Genomic DNA, 14,744 nt, shown 5'->3' with positions numbered 1-14,744 from the left:
GATAATTCAAGAGGCAACCTGACCACAGGACAGGCGTATCCGAGGACTATAGCTCCCATAAAATCAGGCGGGGAATTATGTAAATCCGGGGTGCATAATTACCCGGGGGGTAGAGATCGGGGAAAACTCCATAATAGGAATCAGCTCCGTAGTTAACCGGGATATCACTCCAAAAAGTCTTGCTCTGGGTTATCCGGCTCGAGTTGTCAAAAAGCTTGATGGCGTAGATGATCTCCAAACCTGATTTACGAGTTTTTTGTTCAGTATATCACCAGATCCGGAATCATTTTTCAGCTCTGTAACTGAATTCAAACCCAAATTGGCTCAAAGCGAATAGTGCCATTAATATTACAACGAATATGCAGAAAACAGATACAAAAGATGCGATCAGATAATGAAAAAAGCCAGTCCCTGTGAATTCTGTAGTCATCATTGAGGATACACTGAGAGGTTTATTATAAAGCGGATAGAGATAATAACAGTATCCTGTAGTTACATCATCTAACAGCAGGTGTGTGAGGAAAGCAGACTCTGCAAAAATTGCCATGTATACTATTTAGCATGAAAGTATATGAGGAGATCTTCCTCACGTACTCTCTCTTTCTTCATTTCTCGCAATTACATATATTTCACTCATTATTTTGATCCTTTCATCAACTGAGAATATCTCAGTCTCCACTATCTTTCTCTTTTGAATTTCCCCCTTTTTATATCCAGTTTCATCTTCATACATCTCCTCGTTTGTGATCAGATGCCATATAATTGTTGCAATTTTTCTTGCCAGGGCAATAATTGCCTTTGAATGCCCAATCGACTTCTTTTTTCTGTTGAAAAACTCTTTTAACCTGCTATTTTTTGTTCTTGCTGCTGCCTGAGCAATCTGTGTTAGAATCCACCTTGCTTCCTTAGATCCTCTCTTAGTGATTCTTCCGTTATGGTATTTATCCGCTGATTGGTACACATTCGGAACTATGCCAAGCCATGAAGCAAGCTTATCCCCTGAAGAAAAATCTTTGAAATCGCCTATTTCAGCAATAAGAGTTGCCGCTCCAAGTTCTCCTATTCCTGGAACAGACATTAAAATTTCCATTTCTTGCTTATGATTTTTATAAGCATAATTGAATATTTCTTTTTCCAAAATTTTGATTTCATTGTCAAGATGCTTTATGATATCCAGACAGATCTGAAGCCTGAATGCAGCACCTTGAGAGATTTCTCTGTCCAGAGTTTCCCTTATCTGATCACTTTTTTTACGAACATTTGGGGAAAGGCTTGCTATAATCTGGTCAACGCTTTTACCTGAACAAATTCCTGATAGAATTGCTCTACCACTCTTACCAAAAATATCTGTTAGCACATTCTTCAGATTAAACATTTCAGGTGCGAGTATGGCGTGAGCTTCATTTTTTATATCTGTTCTTTTTTGTACAAGGTTATGGCGAAGCCGGATACATGAACGAAATGTTCTATGGTTTTTTGGGAAAACTCTTGATGGTTGAATCATATTATTCAATGCAAGTTGTGCGATGAATTCGGAATCGATCTTATCTGTTTTTTTGTGTGTAAACGCCTTCATATCTCGGGCATTTCCAACTATAACAGGTAGATGTTTTATCAACGCATCATAAATCGGAACCCAAAAGTCACTCGTTGATTCACAGGCAACAACGTCACATTTATCTGATATAACCCAGTTTTTAAAAGCTAAAATTTCGTCAGGGGTTCTAGAGAAATATTGTTGCTGTTTTTCACCAGATCTACTGAGGATTGTAGCAATGAAAAAGAGTTTGTGAATGTCTAAACCACAAGCTTTGTTAATGACTTCAACCAATTTAGATCACCAAATTAGATCACCAAATTAATTTGGGCAGTAGAATTGCCTCAAAGGCCAATTTAGCATCCGTGATCAAAGTCACATTTGAGCCTTCGATGGCAATTCACTGGTTAGTTTTATCACGGCTTCAAAGAACCAAAATAAGTACAACCTTACTGCCCAAGAGAATGATGAGGTTGATAGGTAAAAAAGGTAAGGAAAAAAAAGTACTTTCATTTCTTTGTGCCTGTTATTCGAAGAATTTCATATGCGTTTTATAGGAAGAAGCGTAATACCTATGAAATCTTAATTTCATGGGATATAAGAGTCAACTTTTATATATTTTTCAATTGTTGATTCTGCTAAACTATTTTTTGTATTAAGTTAATTTAATAATAGATACTGTCACCACAACCCAAAATGTGAAAACCAAGCTGAGATAGTTGGATAACAGGGTATCGCATACCTGAAGGGATCGGAAACATTAATCCGGAAGTGTAAATTTTAACCATGATGTCTAATGTATTTGCTTTCATACATCGAGCGAGTAGGCCTGATGTAATAAATTTACAGTCTGAATTTAAAGTCAGCAATGACAACTATCCAACTGTAAAAATGGTTTGAATTTCAAGACACGCTCTAAGAGATGACAGGAATTAATTAAAAACAAACTCATTGAGATGTTTACGGAATTTCACAGAACTTCTGCCTGCACAGATTCGCCAGAACTGGAAAGTTCGAATGCAGGAATGGGGCTGCATCGGGCTTTTGCCAGTTATGAGAAAACAGTTGCTTGTGGGAAATCAGGTCTTATCGGCCAGTTTTGCATCCAGGATATTTAAAGAGCCTGTGTCGCCTTCCCACTCGATTTCACTTTTTACTATTTCTATGCGCTTTTTAAAGAAAGGAGCATCAAGGACTACGGTTTCGTATTCTCCGCCTTCCCCTGCCATATGAACCATATACCTGCGATTCAGGGCTTTGAGGTTTTCGATTGAGTTCACATTAATAGGACGGCCAAGCCAGGACTGATCCATACCATCGGCTGCAACTCTGACAATCCTGATATCGAGAACTTTTGCCATCTCATTCAGGAGCTCTTCAGGGTCCCTGTGCCAGAGAGGAGCATAGACCTTAAGCCCGAGGGAATCGCAGATCTTCTGCACTCTGCTTGCCTGGTACTGTGACTCAATAGCGCCTACAGATACTCCATCAACGTTCACTTTCTTCAGAGCAAGGGTAAGGTCGTCCAGCTCAAGTTCCTTGATTCCACTGGACTGCTGCTGGATCAATGGGATTCCACTGGCGGCAGACATCAGTTCTACCATATGGAGATTGACTGAGTGATACATATAGGAGTCATCTCTTGCGGGGATAATATTGATGAGGTGGGTGACCTCATGCCCCTCTTCAAAGGCTTTGTGAATGGCAAAGATCGAGTCCTTACCACCAGAAATCAGTGCTGCGAGTTTCATCTGCATCCTCTTCTATATTCCTATTTTTTAGTATTTCCAGGTTATAATTCTCCGAAGCTGGCTTCATAGCGAGATTTCATCTCTTTCCAGGTTGGAAGGTTTGTCTGACAGCCTCGGGTCTGTACGACAAAGGAAGCTACAGTTGATCCTATTTTTCCGCATGTGGGAAGGGAATAACCTCTGGTGTAAGCCAGCAGAAAACCTGCCCTGTAAGCATCTCCTGCTCCTGTAGGGTCTACAGCCTTTACGGAAACTACAGGAATTGCCCACTCGCCATCGTCTGTGTAAATTCTGCTGCCTTCCGCGTCATATGTTACAACAATAACATCAATCATAGCCCTGAGTTCGGAAAAACTTTTTCCAGTCATCTCTGAAACCCGCTTAATTTCGTGCCGGTTTGCAAAGAGGATATCAGTATTGGCAAGGATTGTTTCAAGTTTTTCTTTTGAGTAAGTCACCAGGTCCTGTCCAGGATCAAAGGAAACAAAATCTGCAATCTGCGCTATCTTTGCATTGTAGACGCAATCTGCTGTCGCCAGGTGGACAAAATCTGCAGATTCAGGCTCAAGTTCTTTGAATTTTGAGGACGCCCCCCAGTAAAAATAGGTGGCCTGGTTGTCTTCCCTGTCCGTGAAAATGAAAGCCTTGGAAAGCTTCAAGTCTTCAATACTGTAAAGGCGGGAGAGGTCAACGCATGCTTCCTTAAGAAGTTTTTCATATCCCGAGCTGGAAAAATCCGTGCCTACAGGAGATATCAGCTGGCTTTTTCCCCCCAGCTTTGCGATGGCAACTGCAATATTTGCAGCCCCTCCACCAGGATATTCTTCATAGTCAATTACAGGGGAAGACTCATTTTTTTCGGCTATTTTTTCAACATCGACGATGTAATCAAGGGCAGTATGCCCCACTACGGAAATTATACTGTCCATACAGTTTCCTCTTTTTTGCGGGTCTGGGAGGAGCCCGGGAGTTTTGGGATAGAATATATTTTTGAAAGATAAGTAAAGTAAAACTCAGGAAAAGATAAAATCACTGATTTATTCATTTCTGTCGTGATAAAAGCTTTTTTTTACCAGCGGTTTTTTAACCCCGGGCTACGGAAGAGCTGTCTGAGAAGAAGCCTTGCAGGCACTCCTCCCTCTGCCCCGTCATTTTCAACAGGTTCAGGGAAGGAAACCTGTTTATTTGCTTGCCTTGCCTTTCTGCTGCTGTTCGCTTTTTTCGACTGACCGTTCGAATTCCGTGACTTCGACAACTGTCAACGGGATGTCACGGAGAGACTTTCCTATGACGGATTTTGCGATCCTTTCCGCATGTTCCGCAGATTCGGCATCAAAAACCTTCATTTCAAAAATAAGCCCTACAAGAGCAGTATTTGCCGCTATGAAAACACTGCTAAAAGGCTCACCGCATGCCGGGCAGGACGTAGTTCCCACATCAACTTCTACAAAATCCAGTTTGGGGTTCAGGCGTTTTCCAGCCTCGGAAATCGCAACTCCTATTGCATCATCAGCCGTTTTTACATCTCTAACCAACCAAGCTGCTTCAAGTACCACATGAAAGTTCTTCATAATTGTCCACCGTAGTTATTCAGTATACGTTTTTAAGATATTCCCGGAGCAGGGAAAATGTTACAATATTTAAAGAGTAGAGTAAAGTACATTGATTATTTTAATTGTTTTGGCTTCGAATAAGCGTTTGTATTTATAAACTTTACTTATGATATGGTTTTTTCAGTTTAAGCTTTTAAAATCTCAACTTTCAGTTATAAGTTTTAACTTTTTACTTCTTATTATTCTTTAATCTTTCAACTTTTAATATTCTTTAATCTTTCAACTTTTAATGTTCTTTAATCTTTCAACTTTTAATATTCTTTAATCTTTCAACTTTTAATTATGTGTACCTGTTATTCAAAGAATTCATGTGCGTTTTTTGTTTATTAATTTTTTTAACTTTTCAGGTTTCGTTTTCAGGATTCCTTACCTTCTATTCCTATATCTATGTAAGGGTTACTATATTTCCGATTATTTTATTCCAGTACTGTTCTTTTAGGTCTCTTATATCGTAAAAAGAGTCTCGTCATCTACAGCAAAGACCCCGAGTTTTGCCCCAGCATCAAGCCAGGCGTGTCCATAGCTGAAAGAAGCCAGGGCGTTTACAGGATCTCTGTTCTCAAGAAAGTAGACTCCGTCTTTATAATAGGCTTCTGCCATTGTGTAGTAATCCTCTGCTACTGCACGCATATGGGAATTGGGGATTGGAGCATACTTTGCTTTCTGCAGGGCCCTTTTTAACAGATCCTCGTATCGGTTGACCTTTTCATTCAAATCGGCAGGCATCTTGACCACCAGGGAGTCCTTTTAACAGTATTTATTCTCTCGGTTTTTTTATTTGATCTTATTCAATCCCTTCCATAAGTTTCTCAGGACCGGCTGCAAGTTTCACAAGAGCTTCAGCTTCAAGGAAATGCAGTTTTCCGGGAATTACCAGGATATGAAGAGGCTTTCCAAAATCAAAATCCTTCAGGTTTTCTGCGTAGTCAGCTTTTACCACGGGTTTCTCAGAGCCTGCTCTTGCGATTCCCACAGCAACAGCCCTGTCCATTACCTTTTCCCTTCTTTTATTCTCAACTTCCAGCAGGAGTGCAAGCGCAAGATTGACGGTCATATACCCTTTATCTTTGTCGATGTCCAGAAAGACAAGGGTATGGAGACCAAGTTCGGAGTTTAGTTTTATGGTATCATAGGGAGTTTCCGAAATAATCCTGGCTCCTCGCCTGCTTTCGTAGGGGTACGGGATACTTGCGGATTTTCCGAAACGGTAGTTCTGAAGCCCGGTAAGCCCCGAGACTGCTGAGGTAATGGACGCCCCATGAACCAGGCGGGTTTCTATCCCGAGCTTTTCGGCCCTGAGGCGCAGGTCAACGTGAGTTGTGGAGACCATTGTATCTCCACCTGTGAGAAATACGACATTTTTGTCTTTTGCTTCATTCAGCCAATCAGGTTGCTGTTCCACATCTTCCCTTGAGAGTAAATGGACTTTCTTTTCGTAGAGATGTTCCATTTTTTTAGGGTTTGTTCCCATGAGGCAGGAAGTATAGAACTCAGCATATACAATGTCAGCTTCCTGGACAGCCTCAAGTCCTTTTAAGGAAATATCGTATTCGTCAAAAAGTCCCAGCCCTATAAATGTGAGCATAACCCGCTTTAGGAGCTCATTAGTTTAAAGCTTTTGGCGCCGCAGGCTTATCCGGGGAATCTGAGGATTTATTTACAGATTTACGGATACACTCAACGTATTTATATTTAAAAACTAATAACAGGAATAAGGCTTATAATTGTATTTATTGGAGATGTCTTTTTATGGTAAAGGTTACGCTCATTCACGCCACCTGGTGCACGGCATGTCCGGCAACACGCAGGTTTTGGAAAGGTCTTAAATCGGAATACGATTTCGAGTATGAGGAAGTTGATGTAGAGACCCCGGAGGGTCAGGCTCTTACTGATAAGTATGGCATAGTCGGGGTTCCTACAACTCTTATCGATGGTGAGCCTGCTTTTACGGGTCTTCCCAAAAAGGCCGATGCTATAGCTCGCATTACGTGAAGGCGCGTTAAAACTTTATTTTTTTAACTCATTTTTGGATTCTGGGAGGTAAGTATGTACGATCTGATTATTATAGGAGGGGGGCCTGCAGGGCTTGCAGCGGGAATTTACGCTGTTCGTTTCGGGCTTGAGACCCTTATCCTGGAAAGAAACGAGATAAGCGGCCAGATCTCTATGGCAGATATTGTGGAAAACTATCCTGGCTTTTCATCAATTTCCGGACCTGAACTGATGGAAAAATATAGAACACATGCTCTGGAAGCCGGGGTAAAGACCAGGATTACTGAAGTTGTCTCGATCCGGACAGAAGGGGCAAAAAAAATCGTCTCAACGGACAGCGGGGACCTGGAAGCAAAAGCCTTAATCATTGCCACAGGCGCAAATCCAAAGCATCTGAATGTGCCAGGAGAGAAGGAACTTATCAGCAAGGGGGTCTCCTACTGCGCAATCTGCGATGGGCCTTTTTTCAAAAACAAAACTGTAGTTGTTGTGGGCGGCGGCAACTCAGCCGTTACAGATGCTCTTCTTCTTTCAAAGATTGCCCAGAAGGTATATCTTGTCCACAGGCGGGACCGTTTGAGAGCTGCAAAAATCCTTCAGGATAGGGCCATTGCAACTCCAAACATTGAGTTCATCCTCAACACTCTTGTCCTGGAAATAGTAGGGGGCGGAGAAGGGATTAAAAAGGTCGAAAAAGTTATCCTGCAAGACCGCAACAGCAAAGAATCACGGGAGCTTTCTACTAATGGTGTTTTTATCTACGTGGGCATTCATCCGAATACTGAATTCGTTAGTGTGGAAAAAAATAATGAAGGCTTCATCAAGACCGGTCGCTGGTTGGAAACCTCAGAGAAGGGAATTTATGCCGCAGGAGATTGTCGCGACACTCCTATCTGGCAGCTTGTAGCAGCGGTGAGTGATGGAGCAATCGCAGCCACGGCTGCAAATGAATATGTAGAAAGCCTTAAATAATAAATATCCCGGAAGGGCTCAAACCAGAACTCGGTTTGGAAACTCATTCTTGCAAAGTCAACACTATTCATGCAAAAATAAAAAAGGGACAGTAAGATTGCCCTGTCCCTAACTTACGCCTTCAGGAATTCGCTTTGAAGCTTATTCCAGCATCTGGTTAATTTTATAGTAAAAATCTATGATCAATCTTGTCGCGTCGCTTTCCATATTCAACTGGAAGGTCCGGATCTGCTTTCCAAGAGGTTTTTCGATGACAATACCCGTATCTATTAGCGGGGTAATGACTCTTGATACACTGGAGTGGGAAAGACCGGTCTCTTCTGCTATCCCTGATAGGTAGGTTGATTCGTTCTGGTGCTCGATCAGATTTTTAAGGACGGTCATCTGTGCGGTTTTTCCAAAGATTTTTTCAAGTGGGTCCATTGTTATCATCTCAGAGGTGGCTGTTCTCTGTAAGTGATTATTATTTCCAATATTAACTTGCTATTTACGGTTATAAACTTATCTCATTATTGGTTAGTCAGGCGATTCATACAAAATCTCCTAAATATTTGGAGAACTCCGTTTTCCCTCGCTTCACTGTGTATATTTTTAGAGATTCTCTTCTTTTTAATATTTGAGAAATGTTTAATACCTAAGAAAATCTATACTGTATGAGGTGGAGGGAAATGCATAACATTAATCTTGACCGTGAAATTTTAAAGCTTATAGAAGAACAACCTGAGATAAGTGAAAGAGATATTGCCCGAACTCTTTCTGTTTCGGAAGAGTTAGTAAAAGTTAGGATTGAAAACCTTCATGATGTCAGGGAAAAAATCCTGATTATGGGTGATGAGCAGAATATCCACCATGCCCTTAAGAAGGTTCTTGAAGCTGAAAACTACAACGTTGTCAATGCCTCGGACAGCATTTCAGTCCTTGAAGCAGTAAATGCAGAAAGACCAGACCTGGTACTGCTTGATACAGCTTTTCTGAATACAGATGGCTTTGAAATCTGCAGACAACTTAAAGCCAGCCCAAGGTGCTGGTGGATTCCTGTTATGATGATGAGTGAAAGGAATAAAGCAGAAGACAGTGTTAAAGCCTTTAAATCAGGAGCTGACGATTGCGTTGCCGTGCCTTTTAATCCTCTGGAATTGAAAGCAAGGGTAGGGATGGTTCTGAGACGTAGCCGGATTTGAATCAGGGAGAAAATTTACTTTCTTATAAGCAGTAATACTCTTATAAGGAAATCAGATCTATTTAAAGGTGAAATTTCCTTTTCTTTCTCCTTTTCAGGTTCTGCATACTCTAACAGATTGTTCAGGGGTTTGAAATTTGCCAGATTTCTTTGATGCATCTTAAGAGTTTTATTTACACACTTCTGAAGATATCCTCTTTACTTACATCCTATTAATATGCTTATCAATTCTGTTTATAACATTTACTCAAAAATTGCTTGAAATGAATCTTACTAAATTTAGTTATTTAGTCCCCTGGATATAAGTGGGATAATTTTTAATAATTTTATCAAAGATACTTTTTACAAATCCTATTATACACTCTTTAAAATGGAGCACTTCATTAAAATTACAGATTCTTCTAAAATTACATTTTCCTGTTAGAATCAAATTTATCCTGATAATTAGATTTTCCGTAAATATTACATGGCTTCGTTGAAATTCCTTGAGAACCCTGCCGCAACTTCGATATTAGGGTGACAGGTAATGATCTCCATACAGGTCGCACATAGAAATCGGCTTCTTTTTATCCGGAAGACATCTGCCCTACCTTTGCTTATTTGCTTTTCAGGGGGAATCTGGAAAACTTTTTGGCAGAAATGGGGCTTGACTGCTATGTACAAAAGAAGAGGGATACATAAAATCTACAACAAGTGTGTCGATATACAAATAATGGTGAGTGTATATAATCTATACCAATTATGTATTCGTCAAATGATATTAAATTTATTGATTTATTATCTAAAATACCACAGGTTTGTTATATATATGCCTAACCCAGAATTCTATTTGTAAAACTATATTTTTAAAATAATATTGTTTATGAATATTTCAAAATGTTTAAAAAAGAATAAAACGTAAATTATTGTGCGTAACTGTTTATCTGTCCTTACATATGATAAGGAACTAAAGTACAAAACCAATTTGATGCTCTAAAAGCATATAATATTGTTGTTTAATATTGTTGTTTAATGTAGATGTGGTAAAGCGGTGGAAAAACGTAGCTCAAAAAGGTGTGGTAAAATTATGACTTCAAATGAATGGTACAATAAAGGCGTTGCACTCCATGAACTAAAAAGGTTTGCAGAAGCTCTGGATGCATACAATAAGGCTCTTGAAATAAGCCCTGATAATGCAAAAATCTTGTTTAGCAAAGGGATTGTACTCAAAAGCCTCATGAAGTACGAGGAGGCTCTTGATGCTTTTGACAGGTCTCTTAAGATCAATCCTGACGATGCTAGAACCTGGTGCTTCAAAGCTGAACTTCTCTTAGATCTCATGCAATACGAGGAAGCTCTGGATGCATTCTACAGGGCTATATCCCTTGCTCCTGAAGACCCGGAAATATGGTACAGGCGTGGAATGGCTTTCAGGGAGATGAGAGCATACGAAGATGCAATGGATGACCTTGAGAAAGCTATTCGGCTCTATTCAAAGAACTACGACATGGGCTCTATGAGTGCAAGCGAATGGTGCAAGAAAGGAATGGGGCTTTGTAAAATAAAGAGTTATCAGGAAGCTCTTGATGCTTTTAACAGGGCACTTGAGTTAAACCCGACTAACGGAAAAGCCCTTTACAACAAAGGAGTTGCTCTGCGCTGGCTCGGGAAGAATGATGAAGCAAGATTATACATTGAGAAAGCTGTGGAGATTTTTGAGAACAAGATCAAAGCAAATCCCGAGAATGCAAGATTCTGGTACAACAAGGGAATTGCTCTAAGAGACCTTGAGAAATACAAAGAAGCGCTTGAAGCTTTCGAAAAAGCTATAAATATCAACCCGAGCTTTACAAAGGCCTGGATTGGTAAAGGAATAGTATACGACAGGGTTAAGAAACACCAGAAAGCAATGGAAGCCTACGAAAGGGCAGTCGATATAAACCCTATATACTCAGACCTTATTTAAGCAACCTTAATTATAGAGCATTTTTCAGATAAACTACAGAAGAAGCCAGAAAAAGCCGTTAGCCAGAAAAACTCGTTAACCAGAAAAAGCCGTTAGCCAGAAAACTTGTTAAGGGATTAACAGGCATGGCGGCTGAAATTATCTTTTTTTCTTATTCTTGTATCTGACTGACTTTTATTTACGGATCAATTTGATTTTTCTTTATATACCTGTCTGAACATAACATGCCATTCAGGGTGCCGATATATCCTATCAGATCCTGAAAGGTTTTAAGCTGAAAATCAAAGCATTGTTCTGTTTCTTCTGTGGGTCTCCAGTCTCCATAGGAAGCATATGCTGTTTTTAAGCCTAGTCTGCGTGCAGGAGCCATATCTCTTTTAATGCTATCTCCCACCACAAGACTTTCTTCTGGCTTTAGCCCGAGGATATCAAGAGCAAAGAGAAAATGGGCAGGATCCGGTTTTTTCGTACCTGTCATATCTGCAGACACAAGGAGTTCAAATGAATCAAGAAGCCCTACTTTCATAAGTCTTGCACGGGCATGGTACCTATCGGAGTCGGTTATTATTGCAAGCCTGAGACCAAGTTTCTTCAGTTCCTCAAGGGTGTCCCTTACCCCGGGATATAGTTCAAGGTTTTGCAGTTTTTCCCTGTCATAGATCTCACAGCACTGCAGATATGCCTGTTCTGTGAAAACCTTTCTCTCCTGCATGTAGTCCTTTATGTTTTCATAATCTTCAAACCCGTAAGTTCCCCTGAGGAAATAACTGAAAAGTTCTGCAGGATCCTCCTTAAGGTTCCTATCTCCCCCTCCAAGATAGGAAAGGATCTCCCTGCATGCAATGAGTTTTACGGCTACGAAATCAAAAAGAGTGTTGTCCATATCAAAAAGAACAGCTTTCAGAATTTCCGGGCGATTTTGCTGTACATTCTTCCAAACACTTACCATAGTTTCCCTGATTGGTTTCATTCTCTCGGATCTATTTTACGTTTTCCGGATTTTTCTGATCTTCTTCTTTTTCTATTCCCCTTTTCCGGACTTTTCAGACTACTTTTTGGGGAGAGGCTATAAAAGCCATAAATGACAGATGTATAGATCATAAAGAACAATAGGCTTAAGTAGATAACGAACACGACATTTGAAAAATGTTGGGTCTTAATTGTAAAAGATAATAAAGGGAATTTGGACATGAACTCTGGAAAACAAAAGGACGAACCTTTCGCAAGAGGGGAAAAAGATGAAAAAACTGAAACAGAAGAGGGGGCTGTTTCCGGGGATATGTATGTACTGGACGACTCGGGAAGTGTGGCAGGAGAAGAAGTCAGCAACGAAATTCTTGCAGCCGAACTTAATGAGTGTGGTCTTGATCTTCTCAGGCTTGGTAAGTTTAATGAAGCAATAGTTGCCTTTGATAAGGCGATTGACAGAGATCCAATGAATATTTATCTATTGAATAATAAGGCTGCAGCTCTTGAAAGCCTTGGACAGTTTGAGGGAGCTCTCAAACTCTATCAAAAAGCTATTGAAATAAATTCTGAAGATGCAGATATCTGGAACAACATGGCTTTTTCCTACTCCCAGGTGGGAGAATATGACAGAGCAGTCGAAGCCTATGAAAAAGCTCTTGAGCTCAAGCCGGATTATCCCAACGCATGGTATGGAAAAGCCCTGAACCTCAGCCAGGCAGAAAAATACGAAGAGGCTGTTGAAGCCTATGATAAAGTCCTTGAGGAAAATTCGGAGTATAAAGAGGCATGGGCAGGAAGGGGTATAGCTCTCGGACAGATGGGAAACTACGATGAAGCAATAGTTGCATACGATAAAGCACTCGGCATTGACCCTGATTTTCTTGAAGCCTGGTATTACAAAGGAGTGGATTTAGATAGCCTTGGCAGTTACAAGCAGGCTCTGAAAGCCTATGAAAAAGCCGTGGAAATTGACCCTAAAAATGACGATGCTTGGAATAATATGGGGATAGACCTGGAAAATCTGGAGAGGTATGAGGAAGCAATCAACGCATTTGAAAAAGCAATTGAGATCAATTCCGAAAACTCCGATGTCTGGTATAACAAAGGCTTTACCCTCAGCCAGATGCAGAGGTTTGAAGAAGCTGTCGAAGCATACAGAAAAGCCACACAGCTTGACCCTGAATATCTGGAAGCCTACTCAAGCCTCGGCTTTGTGTTAGCTCAACTCAAACGCTTTGAAGAAGCCCTGGAAACCTATGAAAAGGCACTTAAGCTCGATCCGGAAACTGCCGACTCCTGGTTTGGAAAAGCTGTCTGCCTGAGTTTCCTCGGACGTGAAGAAGAAGCTGAGGGTGCATATAGAAAAGCTGTGGAAATCAACCCCAGATATTCTGAGATCGGGGGGGACATTCAGTAAATTCGGAAAGATTTTCCCTTCTGATTTTACATTCTTTTTCTTTTTTGATATATAGAACTATAGTCATGTACTAAAATAAATAGACATGGATCTCTCTTTAAATTAAGAGACACTTCCCCACAGGGTGGAGCGGATGAGTCAACTACCCCTGAGCTAAAGACTCAGGGGTTTCCTGATGAAGGTTTATGAATGGAAGGATGGATTCTTTACAAGAGTGCGGCTGCCGAATTAAGGCCCGACCTGTACGAAATTCACCGCTTCATCAAGGTTGCGGGTGAAAAGGGAATAGAGCTCAGGGTAGTAAAGCCCGACCAGTTCGACCTTATTGTAACAAGAGATGACAGGAAAAGCATTCTTCTGGATGGGGAAGTTGTCCCTCTTCCGGACTTTCTCCTGCCGAGAATGGGTGCAGGTACAACCTACTTCGCACTTGCGATTATCCGCCACCTGGAACGCCTCGGAGTCCGTGTTTTTAATTCTTCGCAGAGCATTGATACCGTCAAGGACAAACTCTACTCCCAGCAGATCCTGGCAGAAAGAGGAATTTCCTCTCCCAGAACAATGTTTGCCAAAAACCCGGTTAACATAGCTCTGGTTGAAAAATACCTGGGTTTCCCCCTTATAGTAAAAGCCCTCTCTGGCTCCATGGGCAAAGGCATCTTCCTCTCGGAAAAACACGACAATTTCCGGGACCTTATGGAACTGATCCACGTAACCAACCCCAATGCAAACATAATCCTTCAGGAGTTTATTAAATCCAGCCTTGGAAGAGATCTCCGAATCCTCGTAATCGGAGGCCGGGCAGTCGCCTGTATGGAAAGAATCGCTCCCGCAGGCAGTTTCAAGTCCAACTATTCCAGAGGCGGAGAAGTCCGCAAATTCGACATGACCCCCGAGATAGAACAGCTGGCAACCGAAACCGCTCGCACTTTTGGCCTCGACATCGCCGGCATTGACCTCCTCTTCAACGGCGACCATTTCAAAGTCTGCGAGGCTAATTCTTCCCCCGGCTTCGAAGGCATAGAAGAATGCTGCGAAATCAATGTTGCAGGCATGATTTATGATTTTGTGAGAGAAAGGGTGGGGGAAAAGTAAAGGCCAGGTCGGTTCTATTTTGCCGCTAGAAAACTATGCAGATTTCCAGTACCAGATCTTTTCATGCTCGCCGAAGTGAGCGGAGCTTTAAAAAAAGTTCAAGATACTTTTGCCTGGTATTAAAGTTCAACTTACAAATTGGTTTTCTATTGTTGAGCTCATCCCAAAACCAATTTTATAGGAAGAAGCGTAAAACTCATGAAATCTTAATTTCATGGGATATAAACGTCAACTTCTTTGACATTATTTTTGATATGTGTTGCCTTCATACGT

The 14,744-nt window shown here is 41.0% G+C and carries 14 protein-coding genes; 6 read left to right on the top strand and 8 right to left on the bottom strand.

The annotated features are described in order from the left end of the window. Positions 1-586 precede the first annotated feature (586 nt). From MSWH1_RS12385 to dph5, 6 genes are all read right to left on the bottom strand, one after another. Positions 587-1,831, bottom strand: a complete 1,245-nt coding sequence (locus MSWH1_RS12385) for an IS110 family transposase (RefSeq protein ID WP_048125153.1) — start codon at positions 1,829-1,831, stop codon at positions 587-589. A gap of 785 nt (positions 1,832-2,616) precedes the next feature. Next, entirely contained in the window at positions 2,617-3,288 is a 672-nt protein-coding gene (locus tag MSWH1_RS12380; protein WP_048130521.1) for a diphthine--ammonia ligase, read from the bottom strand. A gap of 41 nt (positions 3,289-3,329) precedes the next feature. Continuing rightward, on the bottom strand, positions 3,330-4,217 hold the full coding sequence (locus MSWH1_RS12375; protein WP_048128942.1) for a carbohydrate kinase family protein: 888 nt from the start codon (positions 4,215-4,217) through the stop codon (positions 3,330-3,332). A 252-nt stretch (positions 4,218-4,469) separates the two neighbouring features. Further along, positions 4,470-4,859, bottom strand: a complete 390-nt coding sequence (locus MSWH1_RS12370; protein WP_048128940.1) for a DUF555 domain-containing protein — start codon at positions 4,857-4,859, stop codon at positions 4,470-4,472. A 486-nt stretch (positions 4,860-5,345) separates the two neighbouring features. Beyond that, positions 5,346-5,627 carry a DUF357 domain-containing protein gene (locus tag MSWH1_RS12365; protein ID WP_048128938.1) on the bottom strand — a complete coding sequence of 94 codons (282 nt, stop codon included), beginning with the start codon at positions 5,625-5,627 and terminating at the stop codon, positions 5,346-5,348. 58 nt (positions 5,628-5,685) lie between these two features. Next, positions 5,686-6,486 (bottom strand): diphthine synthase, encoded by an 801-nt coding sequence (gene dph5, locus MSWH1_RS12360; RefSeq protein ID WP_048128936.1) that lies wholly within the window; start codon positions 6,484-6,486, stop codon positions 5,686-5,688. 164 nt (positions 6,487-6,650) lie between these two features. Between dph5 and MSWH1_RS12355 the strand changes: the two genes are divergently transcribed. Both MSWH1_RS12355 and trxB read left to right on the top strand, forming a co-directional pair. After that, positions 6,651-6,893: a thioredoxin family protein gene (locus tag MSWH1_RS12355; protein ID WP_048128934.1), complete on the top strand. Its 243-nt coding sequence runs from the start codon at positions 6,651-6,653 to the stop codon at positions 6,891-6,893. A 54-nt stretch (positions 6,894-6,947) separates the two neighbouring features. Beyond that, on the top strand, positions 6,948-7,865 hold the full coding sequence (trxB, locus tag MSWH1_RS12350) for a thioredoxin-disulfide reductase (RefSeq protein WP_048128932.1): 918 nt from the start codon (positions 6,948-6,950) through the stop codon (positions 7,863-7,865). A 141-nt stretch (positions 7,866-8,006) separates the two neighbouring features. Here the strand turns inward: trxB and MSWH1_RS12345 are convergent, their stop codons facing one another. Next, positions 8,007-8,288: a helix-turn-helix domain-containing protein gene (locus MSWH1_RS12345; RefSeq protein ID WP_048128930.1), complete on the bottom strand. Its 282-nt coding sequence runs from the start codon at positions 8,286-8,288 to the stop codon at positions 8,007-8,009. 245 nt (positions 8,289-8,533) lie between these two features. On the opposite strand from MSWH1_RS12345, the gene MSWH1_RS12340 reads away from it, so the two are divergent. Further along, positions 8,534-9,046, top strand: a complete 513-nt coding sequence (locus tag MSWH1_RS12340; RefSeq protein WP_048130520.1) for a response regulator — start codon at positions 8,534-8,536, stop codon at positions 9,044-9,046. Between the two features lie 1,065 nt (positions 9,047-10,111). After that, a complete protein-coding gene (locus MSWH1_RS12335; RefSeq protein WP_048128928.1) occupies positions 10,112-10,990 on the top strand; it encodes a tetratricopeptide repeat protein in 879 nt (292 codons plus the stop codon). A gap of 178 nt (positions 10,991-11,168) precedes the next feature. On the opposite strand, the gene MSWH1_RS12330 is transcribed toward MSWH1_RS12335, so the two are convergent. Continuing rightward, entirely contained in the window at positions 11,169-11,939 is a 771-nt protein-coding gene (locus MSWH1_RS12330) for an HAD family hydrolase (protein WP_231591776.1), read from the bottom strand. 240 nt (positions 11,940-12,179) lie between these two features. Between MSWH1_RS12330 and MSWH1_RS12325 the strand changes: the two genes are divergently transcribed. Then, positions 12,180-13,376, top strand: coding sequence for a tetratricopeptide repeat protein (locus MSWH1_RS12325; protein WP_048128924.1), 1,197 nt, complete (start codon positions 12,180-12,182; stop codon positions 13,374-13,376). Between the two features lie 189 nt (positions 13,377-13,565). After that, entirely contained in the window at positions 13,566-14,471 is a 906-nt protein-coding gene (locus MSWH1_RS12320) for a RimK family alpha-L-glutamate ligase (RefSeq protein ID WP_048128922.1), read from the top strand. Positions 14,472-14,744 lie beyond the last annotated feature (273 nt).

This window comes from Methanosarcina sp. WH1, from assembly GCF_000970005.1.
Lineage (GTDB): Archaea > Halobacteriota > Methanosarcinia > Methanosarcinales > Methanosarcinaceae > Methanosarcina.
This window is presented reverse-complemented; position numbering and strand designations above follow the sequence as displayed.

What these genes read in the sequence shown, in the direction of transcription:
- MSWH1_RS12335 (WP_048128928.1), top strand. Translation starts at nt 10,112, where the DNA reads ATGACTTCAAATGAATGGTACAATAAAGGCGTTGCACTCCATGAACTA.
- dph5 (WP_048128936.1), bottom strand. Translation starts at nt 6,486, where the DNA reads ATGCTCACATTTATAGGGCTGGGACTTTTTGACGAATACGATATTTCC.
- MSWH1_RS12340 (WP_048130520.1), top strand. Translation starts at nt 8,534, where the DNA reads ATGCATAACATTAATCTTGACCGTGAAATTTTAAAGCTTATAGAAGAA.
- MSWH1_RS12365 (WP_048128938.1), bottom strand. Translation starts at nt 5,627, where the DNA reads ATGCCTGCCGATTTGAATGAAAAGGTCAACCGATACGAGGATCTGTTA.
- MSWH1_RS12320 (WP_048128922.1), top strand. Translation starts at nt 13,566, where the DNA reads ATGGAAGGATGGATTCTTTACAAGAGTGCGGCTGCCGAATTAAGGCCC.
- MSWH1_RS12345 (WP_048128930.1), bottom strand. Translation starts at nt 8,288, where the DNA reads ATGGACCCACTTGAAAAAATCTTTGGAAAAACCGCACAGATGACCGTC.
- MSWH1_RS12330 (WP_231591776.1), bottom strand. Translation starts at nt 11,939, where the DNA reads ATGGTAAGTGTTTGGAAGAATGTACAGCAAAATCGCCCGGAAATTCTG.
- MSWH1_RS12380 (WP_048130521.1), bottom strand. Translation starts at nt 3,288, where the DNA reads ATGAAACTCGCAGCACTGATTTCTGGTGGTAAGGACTCGATCTTTGCC.
- MSWH1_RS12355 (WP_048128934.1), top strand. Translation starts at nt 6,651, where the DNA reads ATGGTAAAGGTTACGCTCATTCACGCCACCTGGTGCACGGCATGTCCG.
- MSWH1_RS12370 (WP_048128940.1), bottom strand. Translation starts at nt 4,859, where the DNA reads ATGAAGAACTTTCATGTGGTACTTGAAGCAGCTTGGTTGGTTAGAGAT.
- trxB (WP_048128932.1), top strand. Translation starts at nt 6,948, where the DNA reads ATGTACGATCTGATTATTATAGGAGGGGGGCCTGCAGGGCTTGCAGCG.
- MSWH1_RS12325 (WP_048128924.1), top strand. Translation starts at nt 12,180, where the DNA reads ATGAACTCTGGAAAACAAAAGGACGAACCTTTCGCAAGAGGGGAAAAA.
- MSWH1_RS12375 (WP_048128942.1), bottom strand. Translation starts at nt 4,217, where the DNA reads ATGGACAGTATAATTTCCGTAGTGGGGCATACTGCCCTTGATTACATC.